The 17,136-nt window shown below is 58.5% G+C and carries 17 protein-coding genes and 1 pseudogene; 11 read left to right on the plus strand and 7 right to left on the minus strand.

The genetic code is table 11. The features are described 5' to 3' along the window. Positions 1 to 90: 90 nt before the first annotated feature. Positions 91 to 246, minus strand: coding sequence for a 50S ribosomal protein L33 (rpmG, locus tag ACM6IQ_RS01735; protein WP_007894709.1), 156 nt, complete (start codon positions 244 to 246; stop codon positions 91 to 93). An 11-nt stretch (positions 247 to 257) separates the two neighbouring features. Next, on the minus strand, positions 258 to 491 hold the full coding sequence (gene rpmB / locus ACM6IQ_RS01740) for a 50S ribosomal protein L28 (protein ID WP_007894701.1): 234 nt from the start codon (positions 489 to 491) through the stop codon (positions 258 to 260). Positions 492 to 937: 446 nt separating this feature from the next. Between rpmB and ACM6IQ_RS01745 the strand changes: the two genes are divergently transcribed. Further along, positions 938 to 2,524, plus strand: coding sequence for an ABC transporter substrate-binding protein (locus tag ACM6IQ_RS01745; RefSeq protein WP_017341477.1), 1,587 nt, complete (start codon positions 938 to 940; stop codon positions 2,522 to 2,524). Positions 2,525 to 2,665: 141 nt separating this feature from the next. On the opposite strand, the gene radC is transcribed toward ACM6IQ_RS01745, so the two are convergent. Next, complete coding sequence (gene radC, locus ACM6IQ_RS01750) at positions 2,666 to 3,340, minus strand: RadC family protein (protein WP_017341478.1); 675 nt, start codon at positions 3,338 to 3,340, stop codon at positions 2,666 to 2,668. A gap of 136 nt (positions 3,341 to 3,476) precedes the next feature. Between radC and coaBC the strand changes: the two genes are divergently transcribed. The 5 genes and pseudogenes from coaBC (at position 3,477) to ACM6IQ_RS01775 (ending at position 8,235) form a co-directional block, all read left to right on the plus strand. Continuing rightward, entirely contained in the window at positions 3,477 to 4,685 is a 1,209-nt protein-coding gene (gene coaBC / locus ACM6IQ_RS01755) for a bifunctional phosphopantothenoylcysteine decarboxylase/phosphopantothenate--cysteine ligase CoaBC (RefSeq protein ID WP_017341479.1), read from the plus strand. A gap of 5 nt (positions 4,686 to 4,690) precedes the next feature. Then, positions 4,691 to 5,146, plus strand: coding sequence for a dUTP diphosphatase (dut, locus tag ACM6IQ_RS01760; protein ID WP_017341480.1), 456 nt, complete (start codon positions 4,691 to 4,693; stop codon positions 5,144 to 5,146). A 341-nt stretch (positions 5,147 to 5,487) separates the two neighbouring features. Further along, a pseudogene (locus ACM6IQ_RS01765) lies at positions 5,488 to 6,864 on the plus strand (phosphomannomutase/phosphoglucomutase); the annotation flags it as partial. A 17-nt stretch (positions 6,865 to 6,881) separates the two neighbouring features. Further along, positions 6,882 to 7,787: an acetylglutamate kinase gene (gene argB / locus ACM6IQ_RS01770; RefSeq protein ID WP_008007602.1), complete on the plus strand. Its 906-nt coding sequence runs from the start codon at positions 6,882 to 6,884 to the stop codon at positions 7,785 to 7,787. A gap of 190 nt (positions 7,788 to 7,977) precedes the next feature. Then, on the plus strand, positions 7,978 to 8,235 hold the full coding sequence (locus ACM6IQ_RS01775; protein WP_017341483.1) for a hypothetical protein: 258 nt from the start codon (positions 7,978 to 7,980) through the stop codon (positions 8,233 to 8,235). Between the two features lie 90 nt (positions 8,236 to 8,325). Here the strand turns inward: ACM6IQ_RS01775 and pyrE are convergent, their stop codons facing one another. Continuing rightward, positions 8,326 to 8,970 carry an orotate phosphoribosyltransferase gene (gene pyrE, locus ACM6IQ_RS01780; RefSeq protein WP_017341484.1) on the minus strand — a complete coding sequence of 215 codons (645 nt, stop codon included), beginning with the start codon at positions 8,968 to 8,970 and terminating at the stop codon, positions 8,326 to 8,328. A gap of 82 nt (positions 8,971 to 9,052) precedes the next feature. Between pyrE and ACM6IQ_RS01785 the strand changes: the two genes are divergently transcribed. Continuing rightward, positions 9,053 to 9,832, plus strand: coding sequence for an exodeoxyribonuclease III (locus ACM6IQ_RS01785; RefSeq protein WP_008030595.1), 780 nt, complete (start codon positions 9,053 to 9,055; stop codon positions 9,830 to 9,832). A gap of 85 nt (positions 9,833 to 9,917) precedes the next feature. Here the strand turns inward: ACM6IQ_RS01785 and gltS are convergent, their stop codons facing one another. From gltS to rph, 3 genes are all read right to left on the minus strand, one after another. Beyond that, entirely contained in the window at positions 9,918 to 11,123 is a 1,206-nt protein-coding gene (gene gltS / locus ACM6IQ_RS01790) for a sodium/glutamate symporter (RefSeq protein ID WP_017341485.1), read from the minus strand. Positions 11,124 to 11,625: 502 nt separating this feature from the next. After that, complete coding sequence (locus ACM6IQ_RS01795; protein WP_017341486.1) at positions 11,626 to 11,994, minus strand: DUF4870 domain-containing protein; 369 nt, start codon at positions 11,992 to 11,994, stop codon at positions 11,626 to 11,628. Between the two features lie 29 nt (positions 11,995 to 12,023). Beyond that, positions 12,024 to 12,746 (minus strand): ribonuclease PH, encoded by a 723-nt coding sequence (rph, locus tag ACM6IQ_RS01800; protein WP_010465211.1) that lies wholly within the window; start codon positions 12,744 to 12,746, stop codon positions 12,024 to 12,026. A gap of 281 nt (positions 12,747 to 13,027) precedes the next feature. Here rph and ACM6IQ_RS01805 point away from each other — a divergent pair, with 281 nt between their 5' ends. The 4 genes from ACM6IQ_RS01805 to spoT all read left to right on the plus strand — a co-directional run bounded on the left by ACM6IQ_RS01805 (position 13,028) and on the right by spoT (position 17,119). Then, positions 13,028 to 13,891, plus strand: coding sequence for a YicC/YloC family endoribonuclease (locus ACM6IQ_RS01805; RefSeq protein WP_017341487.1), 864 nt, complete (start codon positions 13,028 to 13,030; stop codon positions 13,889 to 13,891). A 12-nt stretch (positions 13,892 to 13,903) separates the two neighbouring features. After that, the gene (gene gmk, locus ACM6IQ_RS01810) at positions 13,904 to 14,524 is read left to right on the plus strand and encodes a guanylate kinase (RefSeq protein WP_017341488.1); all 621 of its coding nucleotides are present in this window, start codon (positions 13,904 to 13,906) and stop codon (positions 14,522 to 14,524) included. Between the two features lie 168 nt (positions 14,525 to 14,692). Next, on the plus strand, positions 14,693 to 14,956 hold the full coding sequence (gene rpoZ / locus ACM6IQ_RS01815) for a DNA-directed RNA polymerase subunit omega (RefSeq protein ID WP_003177259.1): 264 nt from the start codon (positions 14,693 to 14,695) through the stop codon (positions 14,954 to 14,956). Between the two features lie 57 nt (positions 14,957 to 15,013). Further along, the gene (gene spoT / locus ACM6IQ_RS01820; RefSeq protein ID WP_017341489.1) at positions 15,014 to 17,119 is read left to right on the plus strand and encodes a bifunctional GTP diphosphokinase/guanosine-3',5'-bis pyrophosphate 3'-pyrophosphohydrolase; all 2,106 of its coding nucleotides are present in this window, start codon (positions 15,014 to 15,016) and stop codon (positions 17,117 to 17,119) included. The last annotated feature ends 17 nt before the right edge of the window (positions 17,120 to 17,136 follow it).

The following is a 17,136-nucleotide window of genomic DNA, read 5'->3' on the forward strand; positions in this document are numbered from 1 at the left end:
CGCTGTCTGAGCTGGGCAACAAGAAATTCAGGCAACAAAAAAGGCCCGTATCTCGCGATACGGGCCTTTTTCGTAAGAGGGAAAAATCAATTACTTGATTTTGCCTTCTTTGTAGATCACGTGCTTGCGAACAACCGGATCAAATTTCTTGATCTCGATTTTGTCCGGAGTAGTGCGCTTGTTCTTGTCGGTAGTGTAGAAGTGACCAGTACCGGCGCTCGAGATCAAACGAATCAATTCACGCATGATTATCTCCCTTAGATCTTGCCAGCTTTGCGGATTTCGGCCAGCACGACAGTGATGCCACGCTTGTCGATGATACGCATGCCTTTGGCAGATACGCGCAGACGCACGAAACGTTTCTCTTCTTCAACCCAGAAGCGGTGATGCTGCAGGTTCGGCAGGAAACGACGACGGGTTTTGTTGTTTGCGTGGGAAATGTTATTCCCAGTCACCGGACCCTTACCGGTAACTTGACATACTCTCGACATGCCTCAGCCCTCTAAAACCACATGCCCAACCCGGCATGGGTTGGCCGCTTAATCTCTCAGTCATTTGGCGCCAGGCGCCGCGTTTCTTTAGAGGTCTTACCGGCTACACCTACAGTGAAGGAACCGGGCCCCTAGAAAAGAGCGCTGCTTTATACCAGAAAGACTGGGGTGCAACAACATTCCGTGTGCACGGACATGATAAAAACCCCGTTTTTCTGGCTCCGAGCGCCTTGGATAAAGGCTATCGTCGATAAAGACCGCTCGTCGCAGAAAATCGGCCAACCGGCCTGTTCAGGGTTTTCCTCGGCCGGCATTCACCGAAAACGATCGCATATAGTCCTCTTAAAATGAAAAAGGGGATAGTCATTTGCAAAAGAGCCCACTAGGGTAAGACGTTTCCAGACTGCACTTGCAGATGGGCCTTCGATCTGTAAAGGAATCCGACCATGCGCCTCGCTGCCCTACCGCTGTTGCTCGCCCCGCTTCTACTGAGCCCGCTGGCCCATGCTGCCGCCCTGAGCGTCTGCACCGAGGCCAGCCCGGAAGGGTTCGACGTGGTGCAATACAACTCGCTGACCACCACCAACGCTTCGGCCGACGTGTTGATGAACCGTCTGGTGGACTTCGACACGGCCAGCGGCAAAGTGGTCGCCGGCCTCGCGGACAGCTGGGAAGTCACCCCCGACGGCCTGACCTACGTGTTCAAGCTGCATCCGCAGGTGAAATTCCACCGCACCGAATACTTCAGCCCGACGCGCGACCTGACCGCCGAAGACGTGAAATTCAGCTTCGACCGCATGCTCGACCCGGCCAACCCTTGGCACAAAGTGGCACAGAGCGGCTTCCCGCACGCGCAATCGATGCAGCTACCGGCGCTGATCAAGAAGATCGACGCGCTCGACCCGCTGACTGTGCGCTTCACCCTCGACCATCCGGATTCAACCTTTCTGCCGACCCTGAGCATGGGCTTCGCTTCGATCTACTCCGCCGAATACGCCGATAAACTGCTGAAAGCCGGTACGCCGGAGAAGCTCAACAGCCAGCCGATCGGCAGCGGCCCCTTCGTATTCACGCGGTTCCAGAAAGATGCCTCGATTCGCTATAAGGCCAACCCGGACTACTTCCGTGGCAAGCCTGCGGTGGACCCGCTGATTTTTGCCATCACCCCGGACGCCAACGTCCGACTGCAGAAGCTGCGCCGCAACGAGTGCCAGATCGCCCTGTCGCCCAAGCCACTGGACGTACAAGCCGCGCTGAAAGAACCGACGCTGAAAGTGGAAAAGACCGACGCGTTCATGACGGCGTTCGTCGCCATCAACAGCCAGCATCCACCGCTGGACAAGCCTGAAGTACGGCAAGCCATCAATCTCGCGTTCGACAAGGCCAGCTATGTCAAAGCCGTGTTCGAAGACACCGCCGAAGCCGCCAACGGCCCGTACCCGCCCAACACATGGAGTTATGCCAAAGGCTTGCCGGGCTACGCGTACGACGTGGAAAAAGCCAAGGCATTGATGGCCAAAGCCGGGCTCAAGGACGGTTTCCAGACCACCATCTGGACGCGCCCATCCGGCAGCCTGCTCAACCCGAACCCAAGCCTCGGGGCGCAGATGCTGCAATCGGATCTCGCAGAGATCGGCATCCAGGCCGAAATTCGCGTGATCGAGTGGGGCGAAGTGATCCGCCGCGCCAAGGCAGGCGAACACGATCTGCTGTTCATGGGCTGGGCCGGCGACAACGGTGACCCGGACAACTTCCTCACGCCGCAGTTTTCCTGCGCGGCGGTCAAGTCCGGCACCAATTTCGCTCGCTACTGCAATCAGGATCTGGACAAGCTGATCAGTGCCGGCAAGACCACTTCCGAGCAAGGCGTGCGCACCAAGCTTTATGAACAGGCCCAGGCGCAGATCCAGCAGCAGGCGCTGTGGTTGCCGCTGGCCCACCCGACGGCCTTCGCGCTGATGCGCAAGGGAGTCGAGGGGTATTCGGTCAGCCCGTTTGGTCGCCAGGATTACTCCAGGGTCAACCTCAAGTAACGCTCGGAAACGCTGCGCAAATGCTTCTCTGTGGCGAGGGAGCTTGCTCCCGCCGGGCTGCGCAGCGGCCCTGAAGATCCTGTGAGCGCTGCGCACTCAAGCGGGAGCAAGCTCCTTCGCCACAGAAGCCCGTCCCCCGCCCTACATCCACCCATACTCGGCCATTGAAAGCGGCTCGCCGTCACCAATGATGAAATGGTCAAGCACCCGCACATCAATCAATTCCAGCGCCTCTTGCAGGCGTTTGGTCAGCGTGCGGTCGGCCTGGCTGGGGTTGGTGTTTCCCGAGGGATGGTTGTGGCAGAGGATCAACGCGGCGGCGTTGTGCGCCAGGGCGCGCTTGACCACCTGCCGTGGATGAACGCTCGTGTTGTCGATCGAGCCGCGAAACAACGCTTCGAAGGTCAGCACCTGATGCTTCGAATCCAGAAACAGGCAGCCAAACACTTCGTGAGGCTCGTGCCGAAGCATCGACTTCAGGTAATCACGAACGGCCTGGGGATTTTCCAGCGCTGGTTTCTGACGCGCGCGCTCGGCCAAATGTCGCCGCCCCATTTCCAGAATCGCCTGCAACTGAGCGAATTTCGCCGGACCGAGCCCTAATTGCTTGCTGAATGTTGCTTGATCGGCTTCCAACAGCGAACGCAGACTGCCAAATTGGCTCAACAAGTGTCGCGCCAGATCCACCGCACTTTTACCGGCCACCCCGGTGCGTAAAAAAATCGCCAGCAGCTCGGCATCCGAAAGGCTCGCCGAGCCCAACTCCAGTAATCTCTCCCGCGGCCGCTCCGCCGCCGGCCAATCCCGAATACTCATAACACCTCCCTGGTCTGTGGGCGCCGCTGTTCCGTAGCGGTCGCTGTGATATCGTAGCCCATCTTTTTTGCGGGCGATTTCACTCCTGGGGAGGGGGTACCGCCACGCAGTCATCAACGAAATGAAAGGCAGACCTATGCAGCGGCTGTATCGGAAACGCATCGTTCTGGGCGTCGGCGGCGGTATTGCCGCCTACAAGAGCGCTGACCTGGTTCGCCGCCTGATCGACCAGGGCGCCGAAGTGCGCGTGGTCATGACCCGTGGCGGCAGCGAGTTCATCACCCCGCTGACCATGCAGGCCCTGTCCGGCCACCCGGTTCATCTGGACCTGCTCGACCCGGCGGCCGAAGCCGCGATGGGCCATATCGAGCTCGCCAAATGGGCCGACATGGTGCTGATCGCCCCCGCCACTGCGGACCTGATCGCCCGCCTGGCCCAGGGTATTGCCGACGATCTGCTGACCACACTGGTGCTGGCCACCGACGCTGTGGTCGCCGTAGCCCCGGCGATGAACCAGGCCATGTGGCGCGACCCAGCCACCCAGGCCAACCTGCAAACCCTCGAAAGCCGCGGCATCAAAGCCTTCGGCCCGGCCTCCGGCAGCCAGGCCTGTGGTGACGTCGGCCTGGGCCGCATGCTCGAAGCCGTCGAACTCGCGCAATGCGCGGCGGACTGCTTCCAGCGCCAGGCGCTGACCGGCAAACACGTGCTGATCACTGCCGGCCCGACCCAGGAAAACATCGACCCGGTACGCTACATCACCAACCACAGCTCCGGCAAAATGGGCTTTGCCCTGGCCGAAGCGGCGGTTGAAGCCGGCGCCCGCGTGACCCTGATCACAGGCCCCGTGCACCTGCCAACCCCGGATCGCGTCACGCGCATCGACGTGGTCAGTGCCCGCGACATGCTCGCCGCTTGCGAAGCCGCGATCCCTTGCGACCTGTTCATTGCCTCGGCAGCGGTCGCGGACTACCGCCCCGAAGTCGTTGCCCCACAGAAACTCAAGAAAGACCCTACGAACGGCGACGGCTTGTTACTACAAATGGTGCGTAACCCAGACATCCTGGCCACCATTGCCACCCGCCCCGACCGTCCGTTCAGTGTCGGTTTTGCCGCCGAAACCGAACACCTGCTCGACTACGCTGCGCGCAAGTTGAAAGACAAAAACCTCGATTTGATCGTCGCCAACGACGTCGCCAACCCGAGCATTGGTTTCAACAGCGAAGAAAACGCCTGCAGCGTGATCGACCGGGAGCTACACGCCACACTTTTCGCCCAGACCAGCAAGAGCAAGATTGCTCGCCAGCTGATCACTTTTATCGCCGAACGTCTGAACCAGGTTTAATTTACATGCACGCTTTGCAAGCCAAGATCCTCGACCCCCGCATCGGTACCGAATTTCCGCTGCCGCAGTACGCCACCCCAGGCTCCGCCGGCCTCGACCTGCGCGCCATGCTGGAAAAAGACACCGTGATCAAGCCGGGCGAAACCGTGCTGATTCCGACGGGCCTGTCCGTCTACATCGGCGATCCAGGTCTGGCCGCGCTGATTCTGCCGCGCTCCGGCCTGGGCCATAAGCACGGCATCGTGCTGGGCAATCTGGTCGGCTTGATCGACTCCGATTACCAGGGTCCACTGATGGTGTCGTGCTGGAACCGTGGGCAGACCGACTTCAACATGGTGGTGGGCGAGCGTTTGGCACAGTTGGTTTTGGTGCCAGTGGTTCAAGCGCATTTCGAGATGGTCGAAGAGTTCGTTGAAACCCAGCGCGGTACGGGCGGTTTCGGGCATTCCGGCAGCCATTGATCGGATAGACGGCGACCCTGTGGCGAGGGAGCTTGCTCCCGCTGGGTTGCGTAGCAACCCTTAAATACTGTGAGTGCTCCGCACTCAAGCGGGAGCAAGCTCCCTCGCCACAGGATGCTGAAATCGCACAGCCGTCATCTGCAAGGTTTACTACTGAAAACCAAGGCATTGACCGGCCAGATGCTGACTGAAACCGGTGTCATGGCCTTTTCGCACCACGAACTCTCTGTGGAAAACGTCGTCATACCCTTCAGTTCGAACCCGCCAAAGCGTTCTTCGCGTGCAGGTCCAGCCACTTTCGAGATGGAGCATTCCTACAGATGAACACCCCCGCCCAAGTCGCACCCAAGTTCCCTGACAGCATTTTCCGCGCCTACGACATTCGCGGCACCGTCCCGGAATTCCTGAACGCTGAGACCGCTTACTGGCTCGGTCGCGCCATCGGCGCCCAGAGCCTGGCCGAGGGCGAACCGAACGTTTCCGTTGGCCGTGACGGTCGCCTGTCCGGCCCGGAACTCGTCGAACAACTGATCAAAGGCCTGGCCGAGGCTGGTTGCCATGTCAGTGACGTGGGCCTGGTGCCAACGCCGGCGCTTTACTACGCCGCCAACGTACTGGCCGGCAAGTCGGGCGTGATGCTCACCGGTAGCCACAACCCGTCGAACTACAACGGTTTCAAGATCGTCATCGCTGGCGATACCTTGGCCAACGAACAAATCCAGGCCTTGCACGACCGCCTCAAGACCAACAACCTGAGCAGCGGCAAGGGCAGCATCACCCAAGTCGAAATCCTCGACCGCTACAACACTGAAATCGTCGGGGACATCAAACTGGCTCGCCGCCTGAAAGTCGTGGTCGACTGCGGTAACGGTGCGGCCGGTGTGATCGCTCCGCAACTGATCGAAGCGCTGAACTGCGAAGTCATCCCGCTGTTTTGCGACGTCGACGGCAACTTCCCGAATCATCACCCGGACCCGGGCAAGCCTGAAAACCTTGTCGACCTGATCGCCAAGGTCAAGGAAACCAACGCCGACATCGGCCTGGCCTTCGACGGCGACGGCGACCGCGTTGGCGTGGTGACCAACACCGGCAGCATCGTCTACCCGGACCGCCTGCTGATGCTGTTCGCCCGCGACGTGGTGGCGCGCAACCCGGACGCGGAAATCATCTTCGACGTCAAATGCACCCGCCGCCTGACGCCGCTGATCAAGGAATACGGCGGTCGTCCGCTCATGTGGAAGACTGGTCACTCGTTGATCAAAAAGAAAATGAAACAGACCGGCGCCCTGTTGGCCGGCGAAATGAGCGGGCACATTTTCTTCAAGGAGCGCTGGTTCGGTTTCGACGACGGCATTTACAGCGCCGCGCGACTGCTGGAGATCCTGAGCAAGGAAAAATCCACGGCGGAAGAGCTGTTTGCGACCTTCCCGAACGATATTTCTACGCCGGAAATCAATATCCATGTGACCGAAGAGAGCAAATTCAGCATCATTGATGCATTGCACGACGCGAAGTGGGGCGAAGGCGCCGACCTGACCACCATCGACGGCGTGCGAGTCGACTATGCCAAAGGCTGGGGCCTGGTGCGCGCGTCCAACACCACACCGGTGCTGGTGCTGCGCTTCGAGGCCGATGACGAGGCTGAATTGCAGCGCATCAAGGACGTATTCAAAGTCCAGTTGAAGCGTGTTGCACCTGATCTCCAACTACCGTTCTGATTCACCCGGAGCCCTGAATGACCCTCGAACGCGAAGCCGCCGCCAACACCGCCAAGGTCCTGTCCGAAGCGCTGCCTTACATTCGCCGCTATGTCGGCAAGACGCTGGTGATCAAATACGGCGGCAACGCGATGGAAAGCGAGGAGCTGAAAACCGGCTTCGCCCGCGACATCGTGCTGATGAAAGCCGTGGGCATCAACCCGGTGGTGGTTCACGGCGGTGGTCCGCAAATCGGCGACCTGCTCAAGCGTCTGTCGATCGAGAGCCACTTCATCGATGGCATGCGCGTGACGGATGCGCAAACCATGGACGTGGTGGAAATGGTCCTCGGTGGCCAGGTGAACAAGGACATCGTCAACCTGATCAACCGTCATGGCGGCAGCGCCATCGGCCTGACCGGTAAAGACGCCGAGCTGATTCGCGCGAAAAAACTCACCGTGACCCGCCAGACCCCAGAGATGACCCAACCGGAAATCATCGACATCGGCCAGGTGGGCGAAGTGGTCGGGATCAACACCGACTTGCTGAACCTGCTGGTAAAAGGCGACTTCATTCCGGTGATCGCGCCAATCGGCGTCGGTGCCAACGGCGAGTCGTACAACATCAACGCTGACCTCGTGGCCGGTAAAGTCGCCGAGGCGTTGAAGGCTGAAAAGCTGATGCTGCTGACCAACATCGCTGGCCTGATGGACAAGTCGGGCACGGTTCTGACCGGCCTGACGACTCAGCAGGTGGACGATCTGATCGCCGACGGCACCATCTACGGCGGCATGCTGCCGAAGATCCGTTGCGCGCTGGAAGCGGTTCAGGGCGGCGTGGGCAGTTCGTTGATCATCGATGGTCGGGTACCGAATGCGATTCTGCTGGAGATCTTCACCGATACGGGTGTGGGTACGTTGATCAGCAATCGCAAGCGTCACTGATTCAAAAACGTTAAAAGATCGCAGCTTTTGGCAGCGCCTTCGGATGTAAGAAAATTCCGTAGGCTCTGAAGAAATCTGCGATTTTTTTTATGGGCATAGGAAATGCCTGACCAGATTCAGCGAAACGCCTGACATCGCTCAGGAATCAATCTGCATAGGATCTTCCCTGTATCCACAGGAGGACTCCCTCATGAAAAAAGATTACGTTCCTTACGGCAGCGATGTTTCCCCAGGTACTTACGAGTGTGTCGACTGCGGCCACCAATATTCGAATCAGGCCAAAACTTCGATGCCGCCGTGTCCACAGTTTCGTAAAACCGTGCATTCGCGCTATGGCTGGAAAATTCTCACCGGCCAAGGCGACGCAGTGAAGGATCCCTATCCGGAGAAATCGGAAAAACCTGGAATCAAAAGCGCCGAGGTCATCAAACCCGCGAGCAAAAAATAACCTCGCGGACGCCCCCGATCCAGAAAAAAACCCCGATCAGCCTGACTGAGCGGGGTCTTTTTTCGCCTGCGATCCCTGAGGGAGCTGCCGTTATACGCCGAATTGGGCGCGGTAAGCTTCTACAGCTGGCAGGTGCTGCTTGAGCTGCGGATCGTCAGCCAGGAATTCCAGCACCTGATTCAGCGAAACAATGCTGATCACCGGAATGCCGAAGTCACGCTCCACTTCCTGGATTGCCGACAACTCACCGTTGCCACGCTCCTGACGGTTGAGGGCGATCAGCACGCCCGCCGCCTTGGCGCCGTCCTGGGAAGCGATGATCTGCATCACTTCGCGGATCGCGGTGCCAGCGGTGATCACGTCGTCGATGATCAGCACGTCACCGGTCAACGGTGCGCCAACCAGGCTGCCGCCTTCGCCGTGGGCCTTGGCCTCTTTACGGTTGAAGCACCATGGCAAATCACGGTTGTGATGTTCAGCCAGGGCCACCGCAGTGGTCGCCGCCAACGGAATGCCCTTGTACGCCGGGCCAAACAGTACATCGAACGAAATACCGCTCTCGACAATGGCTGCCGCGTAGAAACGACCCAGCTGCGCAAGGGCGGAACCGGTGTTGAACAGGCCGGCATTGAAGAAGTAAGGACTGGTGCGCCCGGACTTCAGGGTGAACTCACCGAAGCGCAAAACGCCGCGATCGATGGCAAAACGAATGAAATCGCGCTGATACGCTTGCATGAAAAAAACCCCAAATACCACGGATTTAGCTAATTAGGTTGACGCCGTGTATCATACACGCACGCGATTTTTGGGGCCATTTATGCGGATCATCAGTGTGAACGTCAATGGTATTCAGGCTGCAGTGGAGCGAGGTTTGCTCAGTTGGCTGCAAGCACAGAATGCCGACGTCATCTGCCTGCAGGACACCCGCGCCTCCGCCTTTGAACTGGACGATCCAGCCTTCCAACTGGATGGCTACTTCCTTTATGCCTGCGAAGCCGAAGTTCCCGCCCAGGGTGGCGTGGCTTTGTATTCGCGGTTGCAACCGAAGGCAGTCATCAGCGGTCTCGGGTTCGAGACGGCCGACCGCTACGGGCGCTACCTGCAAGCCGATTTCGACAAGGTCAGCATCGCGACCTTACTGCTCCCTTCGGGGCAGAACGGCGATGAAGACTTGAACCAGAAGTTCAAGCTAATGGATGATTTCGCCCGTTATCTGGATAAACAGCGGCGCAAACGTCGCGAGTACATTTACTGTGGCTCGCTGTACGTGGCGCAACAGAAGCTGGATATCAAGAACTGGCGCGACAGCCAGCAATCCCCGGGCTTCCTGGCACCTGAACGTGCCTGGATGGACGAGATTGTCGGCAACATGGGTTATGTCGATGCCCTGCGCGAAGTCAGCCGGGAAGGTGACCAGTACAGCTGGTGGCCGGATAATGAGCAGGCAGAAATGCTCAACCTGGGCTGGCGCTTCGATTACCAGATACTGACCCCGGGCCTGCGCCGCTTTGTACGCAGTGCGCGCCTGCCACGTCAGCCACGGTTCTCGCAGCATGCTCCGCTGATCGTTGACTACGACTGGACGCTGACTATCTAGTTTTCGCTGACACGAAAACCTGCTGACCGGTGAACGAAAATGCCCGTATCGAAAGATACGGGCATTTTTCTTATGGGTTATCCCTTCACGCAGCAGCGAGGAATGGCAGCGCCAGATACAACTTGATCACGATCACATTAATGATGTCGATGAAGAAAGCACCCACCATTGGCACCACCAGAAACGCTATCTGCGAAGACCCATAACGCTGCGTCACCGCTTGCATGTTTGCGATGGCAGTTGGCGTTGCACCCAGTCCAAAACCGCAATGCCCTGCCGCCAGAACGGCGGCATCGTAGTTACTGCCCATCATTCTGAATGTCACGAAAATCGCAAACAGCGCCATGACCAACGCTTGCGCAGCGAGGATGATAAAGATCGGCAAAGCCAGTGCGGCCAGATCCCACAGCTTGAGCGACATCAAGGCGATCGCCAGAAACAGCGATAAGCTGACATTCCCCAACACGGAAACTTCACGCTCAAACACCTGATACAAGCCAAGCGCTGAAAGCCCGTTCCGTAAAATCACCCCCACGAACAAGACGCAAACGAACGTCGGCAGCTCAAATGCAGTTCCTTGGAGCTGACCATTCAGGAGAGAACCCACCAGCAAACTGACCGCGATCAGAGCGAGCGTCTCGACAAACGAAAATGGCGTGATCGAGCGCTCTTTGTTCGGTTGCTCAAACCCCCTTGGCAGCCGTGGCTTTTCTTGCGTAAGACCGGGCACCTGGACACGCTTGATGAGCAGGCGAGCGACCGGACCACCAATCAAACCGCCCAACACAAGGCCAAACGTCGCAGAGGCCATCGCGAGCTCGGAGGCAGAAGCCAGACCGTACTTCTCACTGAACACCGTTCCCCACGCAGCGCCTGTACCGTGACCGCCCGCCAGGGTAATCGAGCCTGTCAGCAGGCCCATCAACGGATCGAGTCCCAACGTTTTTGCCAGCGCGAGGCCCATGGCATTCTGGACCACCAAAAGCGTGGTGACCGCCAGTACAAAGATTCCCACTACGCGCCCGCCTTTCTTCAGGCTGGCGAAGTCTGCACTCAAGCCGATGGTGGCAAAAAATGCCAGCATCAAGGGCGTTTGCAGTGAGGTGTCAAACCGGACGTCAATATCGAGCCCCCGCAAAGCCAGGAGAAGCAGAGCAACCACCAGGCCGCCTGCTACAGGCTCAGGGATATTGTAGTTACGTAAAAAACCGATTCGTGTGACCAGCCCGCGCCCCAGTAACAGTACTAAAGAGGCGGCCACAAGTGTTCCATAAAAATCGAGCTGAACCATTGGGATTATTCTTTGATATATATTCAGGGGCGAACTTTTTACCTGGACACGCCTCTTGAACAGGTTGATTTATCAACGCTGGTTAGTTTTGGATTCAAGGACCGTCAATGGTCAGAATATATCGAAATATTTCTTGATAAATATTACTTGGCGCAACTCTATCAACCGCCAAGTCAGATTGCCAAGCTCATACACGGCACTGAAGCTTTACAGTTGTGACTAAAAGTGTAAGGGAGATAGTTATACAAGTGTAAATCTGGGCAGAGGCTTAGCCAGTCGGGCACGCATCTTTTACATCGGGAGAAAGTTTCAACTTTAAAAAAAGAAAAGTCCTACACGGCAGGGTAATTAATTTCAAGTTTCGGTGCACTGCGTTTTGCCGCTGAATTTTAAATGTGAAAGCGGGCTTGCTCGCGAAAGTGGTGTATCACTCAACTTAAGTGTTGAATGATAAGCCGCTTTCGCGAGCAAGCCCGCTCCCACATGAATTACGTGCTACTGGCTACTTGATCAACCGCCAAGTGAACGGATACCGGTACGGCACGCCCTCATTGGCTTTCACGCCAGCAATGATCGTCAACACCAACGCACCAATCGCCACCAGCCCAAACAGGAAGAACCCGATGATCACCACCATCAGCAAGAAGCAGATGGCGGAGGCAATGGCGACGGTGATCTGGAAGTTCAGCGCCTCCTTGCCCTGCGCATCGACAAACGGGTCCATCTCGCGCTTCATCTGCCAGAGAATCAGCGGGCCGATCAACGTGCCAAACGGAATCCAGATTCCCAGCAAGGCGGACAGATGACAAAACATTGCCCACTGCCGAACCTCTTTGCTCGGGGTGGGAAGCAGCTCTTGCTCGTCACTCATGATGTCCTCCTTGTCTGGAATGGTTCCGGTCAGTCAGCCAGTGCAGCCTTTTGCAATTCGAAGATTTCGGTCATGCCTTTCTTCGCCAGCTCCAGCATGGCATTCAGCTCTTCAGGCTGGAACGGCGCACCTTCGGCGGTGCCCTGCACTTCGATGAAGCCACCGGTGCTGGTCATTACCACGTTCAAGTCCGTCTCGGCAGCCGAGTCTTCCAGGTAGTCGAGGTCGAGCACAGGCTCGCCCTGATACATGCCCACCGAAACGGCCGCGATCATTTGCTTGAGTGGGTCGCCGCCTTTCAGGCCGCCACGCTTCTTGATGACTTTCAAGGCATCGACCAGTGCAACCATGGCACCGGTAATGGACGCCGTGCGGGTGCCGCCGTCAGCCTGGATCACGTCGCAGTCGACGTACAGGGTAACGTCGCCCAGCTTGGACATGTCCAGCGAGGCGCGCAGGGAACGACCGATCAGGCGCTGGATCTCCAGGGTCCGGCCGCCTTGCTTGCCACGGCTCGCTTCACGCTGGTTACGCTCGCCGGTGGCGCGCGGCAGCATGCCGTATTCGGCGGTCAACCAGCCTTGGCCCTGGCCTTTGAGGAAACGCGGCACGCCGTTTTCAACGCTGACAGTGCAGATGACTTTGGTATCACCGAACTCGACCAGCACAGATCCCTCGGCGTGTTTGGTGTAGTTGCGGGTAATGCGGATCGAGCGGAGCTGATCGGCAGCGCGACCACTTGGACGTTTCATAGGGAATACCTGTACGGAGGACGGAAAACTGCCGAGCATTATAGAGCCGCGCGCCAAGACTGGGCACTTCTAAAAAAGCCGCCCGACGATTGAAGGGCCTGGTTTGAGCTTAGAACAGCGCTTAACCGACGGCCTGCAGCCCTTTGTCACACCGTGTGTTTGGGCGCATCCGCCCCACTGCGCTACAATCCTGCGCCTTTGCTGCCTCTTGGCTTCAATTCACAGATAGCGGGTCCGCGAAACCTTGGGTAACGCATGGACCTGCATTGCGAGGTACCTCCATGGTGCACAGCATGACCGCCTTCGCCCGCGTCGAAAAAGCCGGCGCCCAAGGCACCCTGAGCTGGGAACTGCGCTCGGTCAACAGCCGCTACCTGGAACCCCACCTGCGGCTGCCCGAGTCGTTTCGCGACCTCGAAGGCGCGGTCCGCGAGACACTGCGTCAGGGCATCTCCCGAGGCAAACTCGAGTGCACCCTGCGCTTCACCGAAGAAAACACTGACAAACCCCTGCAAGTGGACCGCGAGCGCGCCGCGCAACTGGTTGCGGCCGCCGAAACCATCGCAGGCCTGATCAAGAATCCGGCGGCGCTGAACCCGCTGGAAGTGCTGGCCTGGCCCGGCGTTCTGGTCGGCGACGCCAGCGACCCGCAAGCCTTGAATGCCGAAGCGCTGGCACTGTTCAACGAAGGCCTGAAAGAACTCAAGGCTGGCCGCGAGCGCGAAGGCGCGGAGCTGGCACGGTTGATCAACGATCGCCTGACCTCCATCGAAGAAGACGTGGTGACCCTGCGAGAACTGGTTCCGCAGATGCTCGCCACCCAGCGCCAGAAAGTCCTCGACCGCTTCGCCGACATGAAAGCCGAGATGGACCCGCAGCGCCTGGAGCAGGAAATGGTCATGCTCGCGCAAAAGAGCGACGTCGCCGAAGAACTGGATCGCCTGAGCACTCACATCATTGAAGTTCGCCGGGTGCTCAAGTCCGGTGGTGCTGCCGGTCGGCGCCTGGACTTCCTGATGCAGGAACTCAACCGCGAAGCCAACACACTGGGCTCCAAAGCCTTCGACCCGCGCAGCACACAGGCAGCGGTCAACCTTAAAGTGTTGATCGAGCAGATGCGCGAACAAGTGCAGAATATTGAGTAAGGCAAACCCGACATGACCCACAGCACCGGCACCCTGTACATCATTTCCGCCCCTTCGGGCGCGGGCAAGAGCAGCCTGGTCAAGGCCCTGACCGACACCAACCCGGAGATCCGCGTATCGATTTCCCACACCACCCGTGCCATGCGCCCGGGTGAAGTGGACGGCGTGAACTACCACTTCGTGAGCCGCGAAGCCTTTGTGAAGATGGGCGAACACGGCGATTTTCTGGAGCGCGCCGAAGTATTCGGCAACTTCTATGGCACCTCGCAAAGCCATCTGCAGCAAACGCTGGACGAAGGTCACGACCTGATTCTGGAAATCGATTGGCAAGGCGCCGAACAAGTGCGAAAGCTGATGCCTCAGGCGCGTTCGATCTTCATTCTGCCGCCATCGCTGCAAGCCTTGCACCAGCGCCTGACCCACCGTGGCCAGGACAGCGACGAGATCATTGCGGGCCGGATGCGTGAAGCCGTCAACGAAATGAGCCACTATGTCGAGTACGACTACCTGATCATCAATGACGATTTCTCCCACGCACTGGATGACCTGAAGGCGATTTTCCGTGCCAATCAATTGCAACAGAAGCGCCAACAGGTGCGTTTCGGCATGTTGCTGGCTGAATTGCTGGGCTGAAACAGCTCTTCCCAAAACCGCTGCAAGGGCTTTACATTGGCACTTGCAGCGCGTTGAAGGGCTTGGTCAAAAAATCAGCGCTTCCCTAATCGCTGGTGATTTTTTAAACTGTTGAGTCCGCTCGCCCAACCGGGCAGCGCGCATATTGCATTCGCTCCGAGGAATACCATGGCCCGCGTAACCGTTGAAGACTGCCTAGAACACGTGGAAAACCGCTTTGAGCTGGTCATGCTCTCTACCAAGCGTGCCCGTCAACTGGCCACAGGCGGCAAAGAGCCACTGGTTCAGTGGGAAAACGACAAGCCTACCGTTGTAGCCCTGCGTGAAATCGCCGAAGGCCTGATGAGCTACGAGTTCATCGCCAACGCTGAAATCGTCGAAGACGAACCGCTGTTCGCAGCGTTCGAGGACGAGTCCAACGAGGCCGTCTAAGCCTATGCCTGGTCGACGTAGCACGGCGCGGGGTCACAACGAACGGCAGGAGTCATCATGCCGAGCATAGACGCCCTCGCCGATCGCTTATCGACCTACCTCGGCAAGGACCAGGTCAACCTGGTCCGCCGAGCGTACTTCTACGCCGAACAAGCCCACGACGGCCAACGCCGCCGCAGCGGTGAGGCGTATGTCACGCATCCTCTTGCCGTGGCCAATATTCTTGCCGACATGCACATGGACCATCAGAGTTTGATGGCCGCGATGCTGCATGACGTGATCGAAGACACCGGTATTGCCAAGGAAGCGCTGCAAGCGCAGTTCGGTGAAACCGTGGCCGAACTGGTCGATGGCGTCAGCAAGCTGACCCAGATGAACTTCGAGACCAAGGCCGAAGCACAAGCCGAAAACTTCCAGAAGATGGCCATGGCCATGGCGCGCGACATTCGCGTGATCCTGGTCAAGCTCGCCGACCGCCTGCACAACATGCGCACGCTGGAAGTCCTGTCTGGCGAAAAACGCCGGCGGATCGCCAAGGAAACCCTGGAAATCTATGCACCCATCGCCAACCGGCTGGGCATGCACGCCATTCGCATAGAATTCGAAGACCTCGGCTTCAAGGCGATGCACCCGATGCGTTCCGCACGGATCAACCAGGCGGTCAAGCGCGCCCGGGGCAACCGCAAGGAAATCGTCAACAAGATCGAAGAGTCCCTCAGCCACTGCCTCGCCATCGACGGTATTCAGGGTGAGGTCAGCGGTCGTCAGAAACATCTCTACGGCATCTACAAGAAAATGCGCGGCAAGCGTCGGGCCTTCAACGAGATCATGGACGTCTATGCGTTCCGTATCATCGTCGACAAGGTCGATACCTGCTACCGCGTGCTGGGTGCCGTGCATAATTTGTACAAACCGTTGCCGGGTCGCTTCAAGGATTACATCGCGATCCCCAAGGCCAACGGCTATCAATCGCTGCACACCACGCTGTTCGGCATGCACGGCGTACCGATCGAGATTCAGATCCGCACCCGTGAAATGGAAGAGATGGCCAACAATGGCATCGCCGCCCATTGGCTGTACAAATCCAGCGGCGACGAGCAGCCCAAAGGCACTCACGCCCGCGCCCGCCAGTGGGTCAAAGGCGTGCTGGAGATGCAGCAACGCGCCGGCAACTCGCTGGAATTCATCGAGAGTGTGAAGATCGACCTGTTTCCGGACGAGGTCTACGTGTTCACGCCCAAAGGCCGGATCATGGAGCTGCCCAAAGGCTCCACGGCAGTCGACTTCGCTTATGCGGTGCACACCGACGTCGGCAACAGCTGCATCGCCTGTCGGATCAATCGTCGTCTCGCGCCGCTGTCCGAACCGCTGCAAAGCGGCTCCACGGTCGAGATCGTCAGCGCTCCCGGCGCACGGCCGAATCCGGCGTGGCTTAACTTCGTGGTCACCGGCAAGGCGCGGACGCATATCCGTCATGCACTCAAACTGCAACGCCGCTCCGAATCCATCAGCCTGGGCGAGCGCCTGCTGAACAAGGTGCTGAATGGCTTCGACAGCTCGCTGGAAAAAGTTGCGGCGGAGCGCGTCAAGGCGATGCTCACCGAGTACCGTCTCGAACTGATCGAAGACCTGCTCGAAGACATCGGCCTGGGTAATCGCATGGCTTACGTGGTCGCCCGCCGCCTGTTGGGCGAAGGCGAACAGTTGCCAAGCCCGGAAGGCCCGCTGGCGATTCGCGGCACCGAAGGTCTGGTCCTCAGTTACGCCAAGTGCTGCACGCCGATCCCGGGCGACCCGATTGTCGGTCACCTGTCCGCAGGCAAAGGCATGGTCGTGCACCTGGACAACTGCCGCAACATCAGCGAAATCCGCCACAACCCGGAAAAATGCATCCAGCTCTCGTGGGCCAAGGATGTCACCGGCGAATTCAACGTCGAGCTGCGCGTCGAGCTGGAACACCAGCGTGGCCTGATCGCACTGCTGGCCAGCAGCGTCAACGCGGCCGACGGCAATATCGAAAAAATCAGCATGGACGAGCGCGATGGTCGCATCAGCGTGGTTCAACTGGTGGTCAGCGTGCACGACCGCGTGCACCTGGCCCGCGTGATCAAGAAACTGCGCGCACTGACCGGGGTGATTCGCATCACCCGCATGCGCGCCTAAGCCAACCTATTACAAGG

This window comes from Pseudomonas sp. IT-P100, assembly GCF_949767185.1.
GTDB lineage: Bacteria > Pseudomonadota > Gammaproteobacteria > Pseudomonadales > Pseudomonadaceae > Aquipseudomonas > Aquipseudomonas fluorescens_B.

Bases quoted from the DNA above. Each gene is read 5' to 3' on its own strand.
- rpmG (WP_007894709.1), bottom strand. From the start codon at position 246: ATGCGTGAATTGATTCGTTTGATCTCGAGCGCCGGTACTGGTCACTTC.
- rpmB (WP_007894701.1), bottom strand. From the start codon at position 491: ATGTCGAGAGTATGTCAAGTTACCGGTAAGGGTCCGGTGACTGGGAAT.
- ACM6IQ_RS01745 (WP_017341477.1), top strand. From the start codon at position 938: ATGCGCCTCGCTGCCCTACCGCTGTTGCTCGCCCCGCTTCTACTGAGC.
- radC (WP_017341478.1), bottom strand. From the start codon at position 3,340: ATGAGTATTCGGGATTGGCCGGCGGCGGAGCGGCCGCGGGAGAGATTA.
- coaBC (WP_017341479.1), top strand. From the start codon at position 3,477: ATGCAGCGGCTGTATCGGAAACGCATCGTTCTGGGCGTCGGCGGCGGT.
- dut (WP_017341480.1), top strand. From the start codon at position 4,691: ATGCACGCTTTGCAAGCCAAGATCCTCGACCCCCGCATCGGTACCGAA.
- argB (WP_008007602.1), top strand. From the start codon at position 6,882: ATGACCCTCGAACGCGAAGCCGCCGCCAACACCGCCAAGGTCCTGTCC.
- ACM6IQ_RS01775 (WP_017341483.1), top strand. From the start codon at position 7,978: ATGAAAAAAGATTACGTTCCTTACGGCAGCGATGTTTCCCCAGGTACT.
- pyrE (WP_017341484.1), bottom strand. From the start codon at position 8,970: ATGCAAGCGTATCAGCGCGATTTCATTCGTTTTGCCATCGATCGCGGC.
- ACM6IQ_RS01785 (WP_008030595.1), top strand. From the start codon at position 9,053: ATGCGGATCATCAGTGTGAACGTCAATGGTATTCAGGCTGCAGTGGAG.
- gltS (WP_017341485.1), bottom strand. From the start codon at position 11,123: ATGGTTCAGCTCGATTTTTATGGAACACTTGTGGCCGCCTCTTTAGTA.
- ACM6IQ_RS01795 (WP_017341486.1), bottom strand. From the start codon at position 11,994: ATGAGTGACGAGCAAGAGCTGCTTCCCACCCCGAGCAAAGAGGTTCGG.
- rph (WP_010465211.1), bottom strand. From the start codon at position 12,746: ATGAAACGTCCAAGTGGTCGCGCTGCCGATCAGCTCCGCTCGATCCGC.
- ACM6IQ_RS01805 (WP_017341487.1), top strand. From the start codon at position 13,028: ATGGTGCACAGCATGACCGCCTTCGCCCGCGTCGAAAAAGCCGGCGCC.
- gmk (WP_017341488.1), top strand. From the start codon at position 13,904: ATGACCCACAGCACCGGCACCCTGTACATCATTTCCGCCCCTTCGGGC.
- rpoZ (WP_003177259.1), top strand. From the start codon at position 14,693: ATGGCCCGCGTAACCGTTGAAGACTGCCTAGAACACGTGGAAAACCGC.
- spoT (WP_017341489.1), top strand. From the start codon at position 15,014: ATGCCGAGCATAGACGCCCTCGCCGATCGCTTATCGACCTACCTCGGC.